At 74.1% G+C, this 14089-nt stretch carries 12 protein-coding genes and 1 pseudogene; 4 read left to right on the top strand and 9 right to left on the bottom strand.

Annotated elements, in window-relative coordinates; genetic code table 11:
* Positions 1-33 precede the first annotated feature (33 nt).
* Both AB0947_RS25965 and AB0947_RS25960 read right to left on the bottom strand, forming a co-directional pair.
* Positions 34-756: a YcnI family protein gene (locus tag AB0947_RS25965; RefSeq protein ID WP_366752722.1), complete on the bottom strand. Its 723-nt coding sequence runs from the start codon at positions 754-756 to the stop codon at positions 34-36.
* Positions 757-931: 175 nt separating this feature from the next.
* Positions 932-1792: a hypothetical protein gene (locus tag AB0947_RS25960; protein ID WP_366752721.1), complete on the bottom strand. Its 861-nt coding sequence runs from the start codon at positions 1790-1792 to the stop codon at positions 932-934.
* Between the two features lie 186 nt (positions 1793-1978).
* On the opposite strand from AB0947_RS25960, the gene AB0947_RS25955 reads away from it, so the two are divergent.
* Complete coding sequence (locus AB0947_RS25955; RefSeq protein WP_366752720.1) at positions 1979-2422, top strand: ATP-binding protein; 444 nt, start codon at positions 1979-1981, stop codon at positions 2420-2422.
* On the opposite strand, the gene AB0947_RS25950 is transcribed toward AB0947_RS25955, so the two are convergent.
* The 3 genes from AB0947_RS25950 to AB0947_RS25940 all read right to left on the bottom strand — a co-directional run bounded on the left by AB0947_RS25950 (position 2412) and on the right by AB0947_RS25940 (position 6956).
* Positions 2412-3809, bottom strand: coding sequence for a PLP-dependent aminotransferase family protein (locus tag AB0947_RS25950; RefSeq protein ID WP_366752719.1), 1398 nt, complete (start codon positions 3807-3809; stop codon positions 2412-2414). The genes AB0947_RS25955 and AB0947_RS25950 overlap by 11 nt on opposite strands.
* A gap of 122 nt (positions 3810-3931) precedes the next feature.
* Positions 3932-5416 carry an aminopeptidase P family protein gene (locus AB0947_RS25945; protein ID WP_366752718.1) on the bottom strand — a complete coding sequence of 495 codons (1485 nt, stop codon included), beginning with the start codon at positions 5414-5416 and terminating at the stop codon, positions 3932-3934.
* A gap of 154 nt (positions 5417-5570) precedes the next feature.
* Positions 5571-6956: a PP2C family protein-serine/threonine phosphatase gene (locus AB0947_RS25940; RefSeq protein WP_366752717.1), complete on the bottom strand. Its 1386-nt coding sequence runs from the start codon at positions 6954-6956 to the stop codon at positions 5571-5573.
* 612 nt (positions 6957-7568) lie between these two features.
* On the opposite strand from AB0947_RS25940, the gene AB0947_RS25935 reads away from it, so the two are divergent.
* Positions 7569-8234 carry a bifunctional DNA primase/polymerase gene (locus AB0947_RS25935; RefSeq protein WP_366752716.1) on the top strand — a complete coding sequence of 222 codons (666 nt, stop codon included), beginning with the start codon at positions 7569-7571 and terminating at the stop codon, positions 8232-8234.
* A 190-nt stretch (positions 8235-8424) separates the two neighbouring features.
* The gene (locus AB0947_RS25930) at positions 8425-8898 is read left to right on the top strand and encodes a hypothetical protein (RefSeq protein ID WP_366752825.1); all 474 of its coding nucleotides are present in this window, start codon (positions 8425-8427) and stop codon (positions 8896-8898) included.
* Between the two features lie 261 nt (positions 8899-9159).
* Here the strand turns inward: AB0947_RS25930 and AB0947_RS25925 are convergent, their stop codons facing one another.
* The 3 genes from AB0947_RS25925 to AB0947_RS25915 form a co-directional block, all read right to left on the bottom strand.
* A complete protein-coding gene (locus AB0947_RS25925; protein ID WP_366752715.1) occupies positions 9160-10122 on the bottom strand; it encodes a DUF5926 family protein in 963 nt (320 codons plus the stop codon).
* 208 nt (positions 10123-10330) lie between these two features.
* A complete protein-coding gene (locus tag AB0947_RS25920) occupies positions 10331-11035 on the bottom strand; it encodes an ATP-binding protein (RefSeq protein WP_366752714.1) in 705 nt (234 codons plus the stop codon).
* Between the two features lie 83 nt (positions 11036-11118).
* Entirely contained in the window at positions 11119-11946 is an 828-nt protein-coding gene (locus AB0947_RS25915; protein ID WP_366752713.1) for a glycerophosphodiester phosphodiesterase, read from the bottom strand.
* Positions 11947-12185: 239 nt separating this feature from the next.
* Between AB0947_RS25915 and AB0947_RS25910 the strand changes: the two genes are divergently transcribed.
* The gene (locus AB0947_RS25910) at positions 12186-13622 is read left to right on the top strand and encodes a trypsin-like peptidase domain-containing protein (protein WP_366752712.1); all 1437 of its coding nucleotides are present in this window, start codon (positions 12186-12188) and stop codon (positions 13620-13622) included.
* Between the two features lie 185 nt (positions 13623-13807).
* On the opposite strand, the pseudogene AB0947_RS25905 reads toward AB0947_RS25910, so the two are convergent.
* A pseudogene (locus AB0947_RS25905) lies at positions 13808-13996 on the bottom strand (protein kinase); the annotation flags it as partial.
* Positions 13997-14089: the final 93 nt, after the last annotated feature.

The raw sequence follows: 14089 nt of genomic DNA, 5'->3' as shown, positions 1-14089 counted from the left end.
ACGGCCCCCGGTGCGCGCGGTGGAACGGCAGGGTCAGGCGGCGGTCCGGCGGCGGCCCGCGAGGACCCCGTAGGCCACGCCCGCGACGCCGATGACGATGCCGGCCACGCCGAGCACGCGCGCGGTGGTGTCACTGTCGTCGCCGGAGTCCGCGGCGGCGGCCGTCTGCCCGGTCTTGCCGGTGGTCTTCTCGGCACTCGCCGTGTCGTGGTGGTCGTCGGTGGCGGCGGACAGTTCCAGGACCGGGGCCGGGTTCTCCGGCTCGTCCTGGCCCTCCTGCGGCACCTCGATCCAGCGGACGACCTCCTTGTTGGAGTACGTCTGGACCGCCTTGAAGACCAGCTGGTCGGTGTCCTCGGGCAGCGCGCCCAGGGAGAGCGGGAACTTCTGGAAGTAGCCGGGCTCGACGCCCTTGCCGTCGGCGGTCCAGGTGACCTTGGTGACGGCCTCGTCGATCTTCTCGCCGTGCATGGTCAGCGGCTTGGCGAGCTTGGACTTGGTGACGTCGATCTTCCAGCCCGGGATCGCCTCCGGCATCACCGAGGCGATCGGGTGGTCGGCCGGGAAGTTCACCTCGAGCTTGGTCGTCGAGGCGTTGTCGCGCTCGTTCGGGACCTTGAAGTCCACGACCGCGTAACCGCCCTTGGCGGCGGTGCCCTCCGGCTGCACGGAGACGTGCGCGAAGGCGGGGGCGGACAGGGTGAGGACGGCCGTACCCGCGACAGCGGCGGCGGCGGCGATACGAGAAGCCTTCATGGAAGGAAGCACTCCACTTCGAGTGGGAACCGGTGATGAAGAGGGATACGCGCGTGGGCCGGGTGATGTGGCGGTACGGCGCGGAAATCGGCCGTTCGGCTGACCGGGAACGCGCACGCGCGCGTGCCGCGCGTCGGCGGCGCACCGGGTCCGTGTCGGGGGAGCGGCGGCCGCGTCAGGCGGCGAGGAGGAGGGCGGCGGCGGGCGGGCCGCGCCGGATCACCGTGTGCTGGAGTACGGCGGTGTGCGGGGCCGGTGCCCCGTCCCGGTCGGGACGCGGGCCGCGCGGGCCCGGCCCGGTGGCGGGCAGCAGCCCGGCGCACAGGGCGCGCGTCAGCGCGAGAGCCGCGCGCAAGGATCGTACGAGCGCCCCCTCCGCGACTCCATGCGCCGATAGCTCGATCAGCCGCAGCACCGCGAGATCCCCGCGGCGCAGCAGCCAGCCGGCGGCGACGGCCGCGAGCACGTGCCCGAGCAGCATCGGCAGCGAGGGCAGCAGTCCGGCCGAGGCGCCGGTGGCGTCGTGGACGTGCTCGAAGCCGGCCGGGGCGGACGTCGGCCGGCCGGCGCGGTCGATCAGACGCGCGTCGAGCAGCAGGCGGAAGGCGTGTCCCGGAGTGAGGGACGCGGCGGTCGAGCCGCACACGAGCCGCGCGGCCCGTTCGACCAGCGCGCTGTCGCTCAGCGCGGCGCCCGCCGACCCGCCCGCCGCTGGTCCCGTCGCGCCCATCGGCATCCCGGCGGAGGCCATCGCCACCCCGTGCTGGCCCAGCCCGAACAGCGTGTGCAGCACGGTCTGGCCGAGGGCGAGGAGCACGGCGATGCCCGGCAGCGAGCGGGCCCGCCCGGCGAGCGGTGCCACGAGCAGCAGGGCGCCGAGGAAGCCCGCGCCGAGCGTCCACAGCGGCACGCGCGCGCAGGAGGCCAGGGAGTGCCCGCCCGCGGCCAGCGCGACGCAGACCGCGGCGAACACCGCGGCCCGCAGGATCCGGAGCCCGGCTCCGGGGTGCGCCGTGCGCGGGTGGGGGGCAGTCATGGCGGGGTCATCATCGCACTGCCCTTACCGCGTGCCTACGGCAGGGCGTCTGAGGCGTCCCTCATACACCGATTCCTCCCCCGGCGCATCGGCCGGATGGGCGCAGACACGTCGACAGGGTGCTTACGGCCGCCTACGGGCGGCAATACGTAACGGTATGTCGAGCCGCGGCCGGGAGGCTGGAGCATGAGCATCTGGTGGTCACTCCATTTGCGGCGCGAGGCCGCCAGCGTGCCGCTCGCCCGGCGACTGCTGATCGGCACGATGGAGACGGCGGGGGTCGACCCGGAGATCTCCTACGACCTGTCCGTCGCCCTGAGCGAGGCCTGCGCCAACGCCGTCGAGCACGGCGGGGACACCGCCCGCGGCGCCTCGGAGGCCTACCGGGTGACCGCCTACCTCGACGGGGAGAAGTGCCGCATCGAAGTGACCGACGCGGGTCCCGGCTTCACCCGCCCGGCCGACCCCCGGCCGGCCCGCCCCGACGCCGAGCACGGCCGCGGCCTGTGTCTCATCCGCGAACTGGCCGACCACGTGCACATCGGCCCGAAACCCGGCCGGGGCGGGACGGTCGTCAGCTTCGACAAGATCCTCAAATGGCGGAAGGACCCGTCCCTGCTCACGGCCTAGCGGCCGCCCTGCCGGTGCCGCCGAGCTGTCCGAGGACCTTCGCCAGGGTCTCCAGGGCCTCCGGGTACAGCCGCTCCCTGGGGGTGCCGTAGCCGACGACCAGGCCCTGGGGGCGGCCGGGGCCGGGGGTGTGCCAGTGGTCGCCGAGCGCGCCCAGCGCCAGGCCCTCCGCCTCCGCGCGTTCCAGGACGGCCGCCTCGTCCGGCACCTCGATCAGCGCGTGCAGCCCGGCCGCGATCCCCCGCACGCTCCGGCGGGCCCCCAGCCGGTCCAGCAACTGGTCCCGGCGCCGCCGGTAGCGCAGCCGGCACGCGCGCACATGGCGGTCGTACGCGTGGCTGTCGATCAGCTCGGCGAGCGCGAGCTGGCCGATGGTCTCGGTGTGGTGGTCGCTGTGCAGCTTGGCGTCGGCGACCGCGTCGACCAGGTGCGGCGGCAGCACCATCCAGCCGAGCCGCAGCGCCGGGCCCAGGGTCTTGGACGCGGTGCCCAGGTACACCACCTGGCCCGGCGCCATCCCCTGCACCGCGCCCACGGGCTGGCGGTCGTAGCGGAACTCGCCGTCGTAGTCGTCCTCCACGATCAGCCCGCCCCGCGCGCGTGCCCAGTCGGTGAGCGCCCGGCGCCGCTCGGGGTGCAGGGTCACCCCGGTCGGGTACTGGTGGGCCGGCGTGACCACCACGGCCGCGGCCCCGCCCAGCTCCTCGGGGCGCAGCCCGCGCGCGTCGACCGGCACCGGCAGGACCGTTCCGCCGTTGTGCCGCACCACCTCCCGGTGGAAGGGCAGCCCCGGGTCCTCCATGGCGACGGCGGCACCGTCCAGCACCCGCGTGAGCAGCGCCAGGCCCTGCACGTAGCCGGAGGTGATGACGATCCGCTCCGGCGGCGCCAGCACCCCGCGCGCCCGCCCCAGGTACCCGGAGAGCGCGGTGCGCAGCTCGATCCGGCCGCGCGGGTCGCCGTAGTCGTACGCCAGCGAGGGTGCCGTCGCTATGGCGCGGCGCAGCGCCCGCAGCCAGGCGGCCGCCGGGAACGCGCCGACGTCCGGGCTGCCGGGGCGCAGGTCGAGGCGCGGCGCCCGCGCGCGCGTGTCCGTCCCCGGCTCCTCCGCCTGCACGGCCGGCAGCTCGGCGACCCGGGTGCCCGAGCCCTGCCGTGCCGTCAGATAGCCCTCGGCGACGAGCTGGTCGTAGGCGGCCTTCGCGGTGCCGCGGGAGATGCCGAGGTCGGCCGCGAGCCGCCGGGTGGCGGGCAGCCGGGTGCCGGGCGTGAGCCGCCCGTCCCGTACGGCGTCCCTGAGGGCCCTCTCGAGCCCTGTCCGGCGGCCGTCGGCCGCGTCGGGTTCCAGATGCAGGTCGACACCGACGCCCGACCAGAAGTCGTCCACGTTTCCACCCCCGTCACTGCCCGCGCCCCGAGCGGGCGCGGGGTACCGCGCGGCCCGCCACGGCGTCACCCGCAGACGAAATGGCCGGGCACCTCCCCGGTGCCCGGCCATTCAAACGCAGATCAGCCCTTCAGGGAGGCCATCCACGATTCGACCTCGTCCGACCGCCGGGGCAGCGCGGCGCTCAGGTTCCGGTTGCCGTCCTCCGTCACGAGGATGTCGTCCTCGATCCGGACGCCGATGCCCCGGTACTCCTCCGGCACGGTCAGGTCGTCGGCCTGGAAGTACAGCCCCGGCTCGACGGTGAGCACCATGCCCGGCTCCAGGGTGCCGTCCACGTACGTCTCGGTCCGCGCGGCGGCGCAGTCGTGGACGTCCATGCCGAGCATGTGCCCGGTGCCGTGCAGGGTCCAGCGGCGCTGGAGGCCCAGCTCCAGGACCCGCTCGACCGGACCCTCGACCAGGCCCCACTCGACGAGCCTCTCGGCCAGCACGCGCTGCGCGGCGTCGTGGAAGTCGCGGTACTTGGCGCCCGGCTGCACGGCCGCGATACCGGCCTCCTGCGCCTCGTAGACGGCGTCGTAGATCTTCTTCTGGATCTCGCTGTACGTGCCGTTGACCGGCAGCGTGCGCGTGACGTCGGCGGTGTAGAGGGTGTGGGTCTCCACGCCCGCGTCGAGCAGCAGCAGGTCGCCGGAGCGGACCGGGCCGTCGTTGCGGACCCAGTGCAGGGTGCAGGCGTGCGGGCCGGCCGCGCAGATGGAGCCGTAGCCGATGTCGTTGCCCTCCACGCGCGCGCGGAGGAAGAACGTGCCCTCGATGTAGCGCTCGCTCGTCGCCTCGGCCTTGTCGAGGACCTTGACGACGTCCTCGAAGCCGCGGACCGTCGAGTCGACGGCCTTCTGCAGCTCGCCGATCTCGAACTCGTCCTTGACGAGACGGGCCTCGGACAGGAAGACGCGCAGCTCCTCGTCGCGCTCGGCGGTGACCTTGTCGGTCAGGGCCGCCTCGATGCCGGCGTCGTGGCCGCGCACCACGCGGACCGGGCCGGTGGCCTCGCGGAGCTTGTCGGCCAGCTCCCGCACGTCGGCGGCCGGGATGCCGTACAGCGCCTCGGACTCGGTGAGGGAGTGCCGGCGGCCGACCCACAGCTCGCCCTGGCCGGAGAGCCAGAACTCGCCGTTCTCGCGGTCGGAGCGCGGCAGCAGGTAGAGGGTGGCCTCGTGGCCGTCGCCCCTGGGCTCCAGCACCAGGACGCCGTCCTCGGTCTGGTTGCCGGTGAGGTAGGCGTACTCGACGGAGGCGCGGAAGGGGTACTCGGTGTCGTTCGAGCGGGTCTTCAGGTTGCCCGCCGGGATCACCAGGCGCTCGCCCGGGAAGCGGGCGGAGAGCGCGGCACGGCGGCGCGCGGTCTCGGCGGCCTGCGGGATCGGCTCCAGGTCACGCAGCTCCGTGTCGGCCCAACCGGACTTCATGTTCTCGGCAAGCTCGTCGGAGACGCCCGGGTACAGGCCGTTCTTCCGCTGCTTGACGGTCTCCTCGGCCTCGGTCTCCGGGCCCTCCGCGGTAGCGGAGTCGGGGACGGCCGGGTTGAGCTCGTCGGACACGTGATCCTCCTCGATACGCCAGTGATCTCCCCCGGGGCCCGCGACGCTCCTGCTTGTGGCCGGGCGGGGACCACCATCATCGTACGGTCGTACCGGCAGCGGGCGGGGGTGGATGACCTGTTATGCCCGGTCATGCCGGCCGCGCGCGTGCGGCTCAGTCGAAGCGGGCCGCCAGCAGGACCACGTCCTCCTCGCTGTCGGCCGCGTCCAGGCCGTCCGGCAGGACCGCGCGCAGGACGTGGTCGGCGACGGCTCCCGGATCGTGCCGCAGCGCGCGCGGGACACCCGCGGCGGCGGCGTGCAGCCGGGCGAAGGCCCGGTCCGTCGGGTCGCCGGTGCGGTGCAGCAGCCCGTCGGTGTAGAGCAGGACCGTCTCCCCGGCCTCCGCCTGGATCTCCGCGCTCGGCGCCTCCCAGCAGGCGAGCATGCCGAGCGGCGCGGAGAGGGAGGTCTCGGCGAACTCGGTGCGCCGCTCGCCGATCAGCAGCGGCGGGCTGTGCCCGGCACCGGCCAGGGTGACCTTGCGCACGGCGGGCTCGCAGTAGGCGAACAGCGCGGTGGCCGAGCGGGCCGGCTCGGTCAGCCGCAGAAGCAGCTCCAGGTCGGACAGGACGGCGACCGGGTCCTCGCCCTCCATGACGGCGTACGCGCGCAGGGAGGCGCGCAGCCGCCCCATGGCGGCCACCGCGCTCGGCCCGGAGCCGGTGACCGAGCCGACCGAGAGGCCGAGGGCGGCCTCCGGCAGCGGCAGGGCGTCGTACCAGTCCCCGCCGCCGCGCGGGGACGTGCGGTGCCGGGCGGCGAGCTGGACGCCCGGCACCCGGGGCAGCCGGGCGGGCAGCAGCTCCTCGGTGAGGGCCGCCACGCACGCGCGCGTGCGCTCCACCTCCAGCAGCCGGGCGAGGTGCTCGGTGGCCTGCCGGACGTACAGGCCCGCCAGGTGGCGCCGGCGCTCGTGCGGCTCGGCCGGCTCGTCGTAGAGCCAGACGACGGCGCCGAGGCGGCCCGCGGACTCGGTGGCGAGCGGGAGGGAGTAGCTGGCGGCGTAGCCGAGGCGGACGGCCACCTCGCGGTGGCGCGGGTCCAGGCCGTCCTCGGCGAACAGGTCGGGGTGCGCGATCTCGGCGGCGCCGCGGGTGTCGTACGGCAGGGCGGAGCGCGGCACGGTCTCGAGGTGGCCGAGGTCGGCGCGGCCGAGTCCGAGGCCGAGGGTGGTGCGGGGGCCGTCGCCGTCGGCGGGCTCCAGGACGGCCAGGCCGCGGCGGGCGCCGACCAGGGCGGCGCCGCCGCGCAGCAATTCGTGCAGCGCGGGGTCGAGGGCGCTGGTGCGGGAGAGGCGCTCGGTGAGTTCGTGGAGGGTCGTGAGGTCGGAGACCCAGCCGGCCAGCCGGTCCTGGAGCAGGGCGCCGGGGGCGGGGCTGTGCGGCGCGGGGACCGCGGGTGCGGGACCCGAGACGGGGGAGGCGGGTGCGGCAGTGTGGGCGGGAGTGGGAACCGTAGAATCGATTCCAGCCACTTTCGGAGGGTGCGGGGCGTTCATGGCGTCCGGCCTTCAGACCGGTGCGTATTGCTCAAAAGCATCGCAAACCCCCATGTCACTCTGCGCCGCTAGCAGTGTCTCCACATGTACACGCACTCGTGAGGGGATGTCCAGCATTGTCCTGCGGGGATTCCTGGTGTCCATGAGGTTGGTGAGGGTTTTCCTCGAACCCCTTGCCTTACTGCCAAGTTGGCTCAAAACTGCCTTAGGTATCGGTTCATTGCGGTCGACTGGCCTTGCTCCACGGAGCGTCACAGCGGTCGTGATGGGTACGTACTCGGAGAAGGCCAGGGGTGGTTGGGGGCCACCCGGAACCTGGCGACGGACCCGGGCGTCATAGCCACCGACGGCCGAGCCCCATCCTCCCGTGGCGGAGGCGGAGAGAAATACGCGCGACGGCAAAACGCCAGACTTCGCCACCCCCACGCCGCGGCCGTGCTTTTGATGGACGCACTATGGACGCGGACGCGGCCCACGCTCGACCCCTTGGGGTTCCCCCTGCCGTGCGCGGGGGTGTGATGCGCCAACAGGTACGCCCAGTGAAGTGATCGACACATGGTGTGATGTGGTCCACGGTGTTGCCAGCGGTGCAACGGAAAGGAACGAGCGCTGATGCGCGAGATCCTCGGAAGGCGACGCAGGCTTCTGTCCAGGCGGAACGGCGGGAGGCCTGAACTGATCGGCGCGGCCCTGACCTTCGCGACGCAGTGGCAGTGGCCGGTGCTCCCCGGAGTGGCGCCGGACCCGCAGGGGCGGGCCCGCTGCGCCTGCCCCGACCCGGAGTGCACGGTGCCCGGCGCGCACCCCTTCGACCCCGGCCTGCTCGCCGCCACCACCGACGCGCGCATGGTGCGCTGGTGGTGGACCAACCGGCCGGCCGCCCCGGTCATCCTGGCCACCGGAGGCAAGGCGCCCTGCGCGGTCAGCCTGCCGGCGCTCGCCGCCTCCCGCGCCCTCGCCCTGCTCGACCGGCGCGGCATGCGGCTCGGACCGGTGATCGCCTCGCCCAGCCGCTGGGCGCTGCTCGTCAAGCCGTACTCCATGGAGCAGCTCGGCGAACTGCTCTACGCCAAGGACTTCGTCCCCGGCTCCCTGCGCTTCCACGGCGAGGGCGGCTATATCGCGCTGCCCCCGTCCGAGACCGGCCAGGGCGCCGTCCGCTGGGAGCGCGCGCCGCTGCCCGGCTCGGCCGCGCCCTGGGTGCCCGACGTGGAGGCCGTCGTGGACGCCGTGGTCGACGCCCTCACTCGTACGGGTGTGAGCGCGCCCGAGTTGTAGGGGTGTCGGGCGCGGGCGGGGCGGGCGAGCCCCGCTCGCTCGTTATCGTCCGCATATGCAGCGTCAACCCGGCGGTCACCGCGCCCCACGGCCGCACCGCGTGCCACGGCCGCACCGAGGCCGGCGGAACCACCGAAAGCCCGACCCCCGGCAGCTCCGGCTGCTCGCCCTCGCGGGCTTCGTGGCGGCCATGGCCGCGCTGCCGCTGGCCGTGGCCTCCGCGCGGCAGGCGGGCGACACCGGCCGGACCGCCGTACCGGCCGCCTCCCGCGGTGACGCGGGGACCCGTCCCCACACCGGCAGCCGCTCCCCCCATCCGCTCGGCCTCGGGCTCGCCACCGCCGCCCGCTGCGGCCCCGAACTCACCTCGCCCGAGGGCATCGAGGCGCAGACCTGTGTGCTGACACGGGGCGAGGACACCTGGGCGCGCACCTACTACCGCAACGCCACCGGCGAGTCGCTGGACTCCGTGCTGAGCCTCATGGGCCCGGACGACCGGACCGTGCAGATGCGCTGTGCCACCGGGTCCGACGACGAGCCCGCCACCTGTGAGACGCCGCGCGAGCGCAGCCGGGGCGGACCGGACGCCTACACGGCCGTCACCGAGTTCGCCGAGCGCGGCCCGGCGGGGGCGCTGCTGCTCCGCTCCGGCAGCAACTCCTGAACCAGCGGCGGCAGTTGACCACCGACCCCCGCGCGGCCCGCCGTACGCGGGCATGGAAAGACCCGGTTGCTGGCGACGGGGGATGCACCAGCAACCGGGCTACTGGAACGGTAACAAGAGATCGGCGGTTCGCAAATTCCGGGTTGGCTATTCGGACACCGATTTCCCTGTCCGCACCGGCAGTTGTGACAGGAGTCACCTGCCGCACGGCCCGGTGCCACGGCTGACCGACCGGTCAGCCGTGGCACCCGGGCGCGGGCGTCAGCTCAGCGTGACCTGCCGGTTGGTCAGACCGCCGCGCGCCCGGCGCTCGTCCGGGGTCAGCGGCTCCTGAACGGCGAGGGCGGTGGCGAGGCGCTCGGCGAACTCGGCGGCCGGCTTCTCCACGTCCTCCGCGGTGACCCCGGTCGGCAGGTCCCAGACGGGCACGATCAGGCCGTGAGCACGGAAGGAGCCCACGAGCCGGGTGCCCTCGCCGAGGCTGGACCGGCCCGCCGCGTGCAACCGCGCGAGGGCGTCCAGAAGCTGCTCCTCCGGGTGGGGCATGACCCAGCGCAGGTGGTTCTTCTCCGGGGTCTCGCACCAGTACGCGGCGTCCACGCCGGACAGCTTCACGGTCGGGATGGCGGCGGCGTTGGCCCGCTCCAGGGAGGCCGCCACCTCCGGCGTGGCGTTCTCCACGTCCGGCACCCAGAACTCGAAGCCGCTGTGCACGACCGGCTCGAACGCGCCCTGCGGGTCGAGCAGATCCTGCAGGCGCGGGCTCTCGGCGGGGGCCCGGCGGCCCTGCACCGGGGTGCCGGGCGTGGCCTCCAGCGCCCGCAGCAGCGTGTCGGCGAGGTCGCGGCTGATGTCACCGGACGCCGTGTCGTTCTGCAGGCCGAGCAGCACCGAGCCGTCGTCGCGGCGCAGCGCGGGCCAGGCCATCGGCAGCACGGTGGCCAGGGTGACCGACGGGACGCCCTCGGGCAGGCCGTCGCGCAGGGTCAGCCCGGCCGTCGCGGCCGGGACGAGTTCGCGCAGCGCGACCCAGTCGCACTCGCCGGGCAGTCCCTCGAACGGGCGCTGCACCAGCTCGGTCGCGGCGTGCGCGGCGGCCCGGCCGTGGCAGGCCTTGTAGCGCCGGCCGCTGCCGCAGGGGCAGGGTTCGCGGGCGCCGACTACCGGGATCTCCCCGTCGATCGGCTGCGGCTTGGCCTTCGTCTGGGGTCGCTTCTTGGCCATGGTGGGTGTCTCCCGGTTACGGCTCTTCTCGTACGTCCGGAGCCTAGCCGTTCGGACCATGACCGACGGGAACCTGTGGACAACGCACGCGCGCTCGACGCCGGTGGGTGAATCCGCGGGCGGTGGACGGGGGACACGCCGTCCGGCGCCCGTACGTCCCCGACCACGGGGGAACGCACCGCCCCTGACGACGCGGGACCGTGCCGGTTCAGTCCAGTTCGTCGAACGCCTCGGTGAAGTCCAGGCCGGACAGGCCGGACAAGCCCGGCAGGCCGGACAGGTTGGACAGACCGGGCAGGTCGGACGCGCCGGGCAGGCCGGGCGGCGGCGCGGATCTGGTGACGCGCGTAGTGAAACCGTCGCGGCGGCACCCGGCATCGGGATCGTGGACGTCCTCGTGGACCAGCGCCCAGACGGTCACCTCGCCCTGGACGTCGTCCCGGACGCCCCAGTCGTCGGCGAGGGCCGTGATGATGTTCAGCCCGCGGCCGCCGTGCGCGGTCACCGAGGGCGTGGCCGGCGCCGGGCGGGTCGGGCCGCCGCCGTCCGTGACCTCCACGACGAGCCGCCCGCGCGCGTCGACCCGCCATGCGGCGCGGACGTCCCCGTCCCCGGCCGGCGCGTCCCCCAGGGGCCTGCCGTGCTTGCAGGCGTTGCTCAGCAGTTCGGAAAGGATCAGTACGGCGTCGTCGATGACCGACTCGGACACGCCACCGCTGCGCAGCTGCGCCCGCATCCGGTGCCGCGCCTTCCCCACGCCCGCAGGGCCATGGGGTACGGCCATGCTCGACGACGTGGGCACCTCCTGTGCCACCACCAACGCCACCCCCGAGACCTCCTTCGCCCCACGCCATGGGGTGGATGCCCTCCCGGCCTGTGCCGGAAACCGGCCAATCCTCTTCCGGTGACGCATACGACGCGGGTGGAGACGCAGCGAACGCGCCGGAGCACACCCCGTGACGGGCCCGCGCGCGCCAGGGGGTGGCGGCGGCCGGCTCAGCGGCCCAGCCGCCGCAGCACCGCGCGCGGGCGGTTGGTGATGATGGCGTCGACGCCCAGCCCCACGCAGAGGTCGACGTCCTCGGGCTCGTTCACGGTCCAGACGTGGACCTGGTGGCCGGCCCGCTTCAGCCGCTCCACGTACGCGGGGTGACCGCGCACGATGCGGATCGAGGGCCCCGCGATGCGCACGCCCGCGGGCAGCCGCCCGTCGCGCAGCCGGGGCGAGACGAACTGCATCAGGTACACCGTCGGCAGCGTCGGCGACACGGCCCGCACGCGGTGCAGCGAACGCGCCGAGAAGCTCATGACGCGCACCGGCGACTCGTCGGCGGAGGCCGGAGCGTCCAGCCCGAACCGTTTCAGCAGGGCCAGCAGCCGGTCCTCGACCTGGCCCGCCCAGCGCGTGGGGTGCTTGGTCTCGATGGCCAGCTCCACCCGCCGCCCGGCGTCCGCGACCAGCTCCAGCAGCCGCTCCAGGGTGAGCACGGACGTCTCCTCGCGGTCCTCCGGCCGGTGCTCCCAGTCGGGCTCCTCGTCCCGCCCGTGCCAGGCCTCGCGCGTCTTCCAGGAGCCGAAGTCGAGGGCGGCCAGATCGGCCAGTTCCAGCGCGGAGACCGCGCCGCGGCCGTTGGAGGTACGGTTCACGCGCCGGTCGTGGACGCAGACCAGATGGCCGTCCGCGGTCAGCCGTACGTCGCACTCCAGGGCGTCCGCGCCGTCCTCGATGGCCTTCCGGTAGGCGGCGAGGGTGTGTTCGGGTGCGTCCTCGGAGGCGCCGCGGTGGGCGACGACCTGGAGGGAGTGCTGTCGTGCGTGGGTCACCGCGTCATGGTGCCACCGTCGCCGGGTACACGGGGCGGCGCGGGCGGGTGCGTGCGACGCACGGGGGGCCTGCGGCATGCACGTTACAAAACCTTTGCTCCGAAGATCCTATATAAACCTATATAAAGACGACTGCCGGACCCACAGCCACCCCTTATGGTGCTCTGACGGCCCGTGGGAAAAGCTGGCCCCAGACCAGTGCGACCGACGACACCAGGCGTGGATCGAGGAGAAGACCTGTGAGCACCGAGAACGAGGGCAACACGGTACCCCCGGCGCCGTCCGCACCTCCCGTGCCGATGGCCTCTCCCGCCGCTACACCGCAGGGCCCCGCCCCGGAGGGGAACGCGCCGACGGCCCCGCTGCCGCCCGTGCCCCACGAGGCCCCGGCGACCTCGGCGGCGGCGGACCACGGCCCCGCGTACCAGCCCGGCCCGGCCCCCGACGGCTCCTGGCCGCCCCCGCCGCCGGGCACCCCGGCCTACGCCGACGGCGGCTCCGGTGCCGCGGGCACCGGCTGGGGGAGCACCTACCAGCAGCCCGCCCCCAAGCCGCGCGGCGGACGCGGCGGGCTCGTGGCGGCGGTCCTGGTGGCCGCGCTGGTGGCGGGCGGCCTGGGCGGCGGCCTCGGCTACACGCTGGCCAAGGACCGCGACGACCGCGGCTCCACCACCGTCTCCGCGTCCGACAGCGGTGCCACGCAGGTCAAGCGCGCGCCGGGGACGATCGCCAACGTGGCCGCCAGGGCGCTGCCCAGCACGGTGACCATCGAGGCGGAGAGCACCAGCGGCGAGGGCGGCACGGGCACCGGGTTCGTCTTCGACACCCAGGGCCACATCGTCACCAACAACCACGTGGTGGCGGACGCGGTGGACGGCGGCAAGCTGACGGCCACCTTCCCGAGCGGCAAGAAGTACGACGCCGAGGTCGTCGGCCACGCGCAGGGCTACGACGTCGCGGTGATCAAGCTCAAGAACGCCCCCTCCGACCTCAAGCCGCTCGCCCTCGGCGACTCCGACAAGGTGGCCGTCGGCGACGAGACCATCGCCATCGGCGCCCCCTTCGGCCTGTCCAACACGGTCACCACGGGCATCATCAGCGCCAAGGACCGTCCGGTGGCCTCCAGCGACGGCGGCTCCGGCAGCAAGTCGTCGTACATGAGCGCCCTGCAGACCGACGCGTCGATCAACCCCGGCAACTCCGGCGGCCCCCTGCTGGACGCGGCCGGCGCGGTCATCGGCATCAACTCCGCGATCCAGTCCACCGGCAGCGGCGGCTTCGGCACCGGCCAGTCCGGCTCGATCGGCCTGGGCTTCGCCATCCCGATCAACCAGGCCAAGTACGTCGCCCAGCAGCTGATCAAGACCGGCAAGCCGGTGTACGCGCGCATCGGCGCGTCCGTCTCCCTCCAGGACTCCGGCGACGGCGCGCAGATCACCGACCAGGGCACGGGCGGCTCCGCCGCGGTCGAGGCGGGCGGTCCGGCGGACAAGGCCGGCCTGAAGTCCGGTGACGTCATCACCAAGCTCGACGACCACGTGATCGACAGCGGCCCGACCCTGATCGGCGAGATCTGGACCCACAAGCCGGGCGACAAGGTGACGGTCACCTACAAGCGCGGCGGCCAGGAGCACACGGTGGAACTGACGCTGGGTTCCCGGGTGGGCGACAGCTGACGCACGGGGGCCGTACCGCCGTACGTGACGGCTGCTCGTTCGGCGCCCGCCGTCGTGGCTGACTGCGCCAACCGCCCCGATACCGCGACACCGGGGTCCTGACCAGGGATTCCGCGACCGGGCCACCCCGAATGCCGTCCAGGCCGAGGGGTGGTCCGGTCTTCTGCTTGCGGGGCTGCGGCTCGGCTCGGGGCCTTACCGCCCTCGTAGATCGTGGGCCTGTCCCCGGGCGCCGGACCGAGCATGGCGTCGATCGGTTCGCCCAGCGCGCCCCGCACCTTCGCCTCCCGGCGCTTGCCCCTCGCGACGGCGTGTCCCTGCTCGGGGTGCGGTGCGTCATCGGAGTGTTCGACAGCCCGCCAGCCCGTGGCGGAACCCCCTCGTTCGCCCGGTGCCCGACCACCGCGGTGGCCGGGCAGGCGTGTCAGGGGGCACCGACGGTGTCTCGGGAGCATTCTGGCAGCACT

Source organism: Streptomyces sp. NPDC047841, assembly GCF_040704085.1.
Taxonomy (GTDB): domain Bacteria; phylum Actinomycetota; class Actinomycetes; order Streptomycetales; family Streptomycetaceae; genus Streptomyces; species Streptomyces argyrophylli.
Note: the sequence above shows the minus strand (reverse complement) of the source record. Positions and strands in the feature narration are given on the sequence as shown.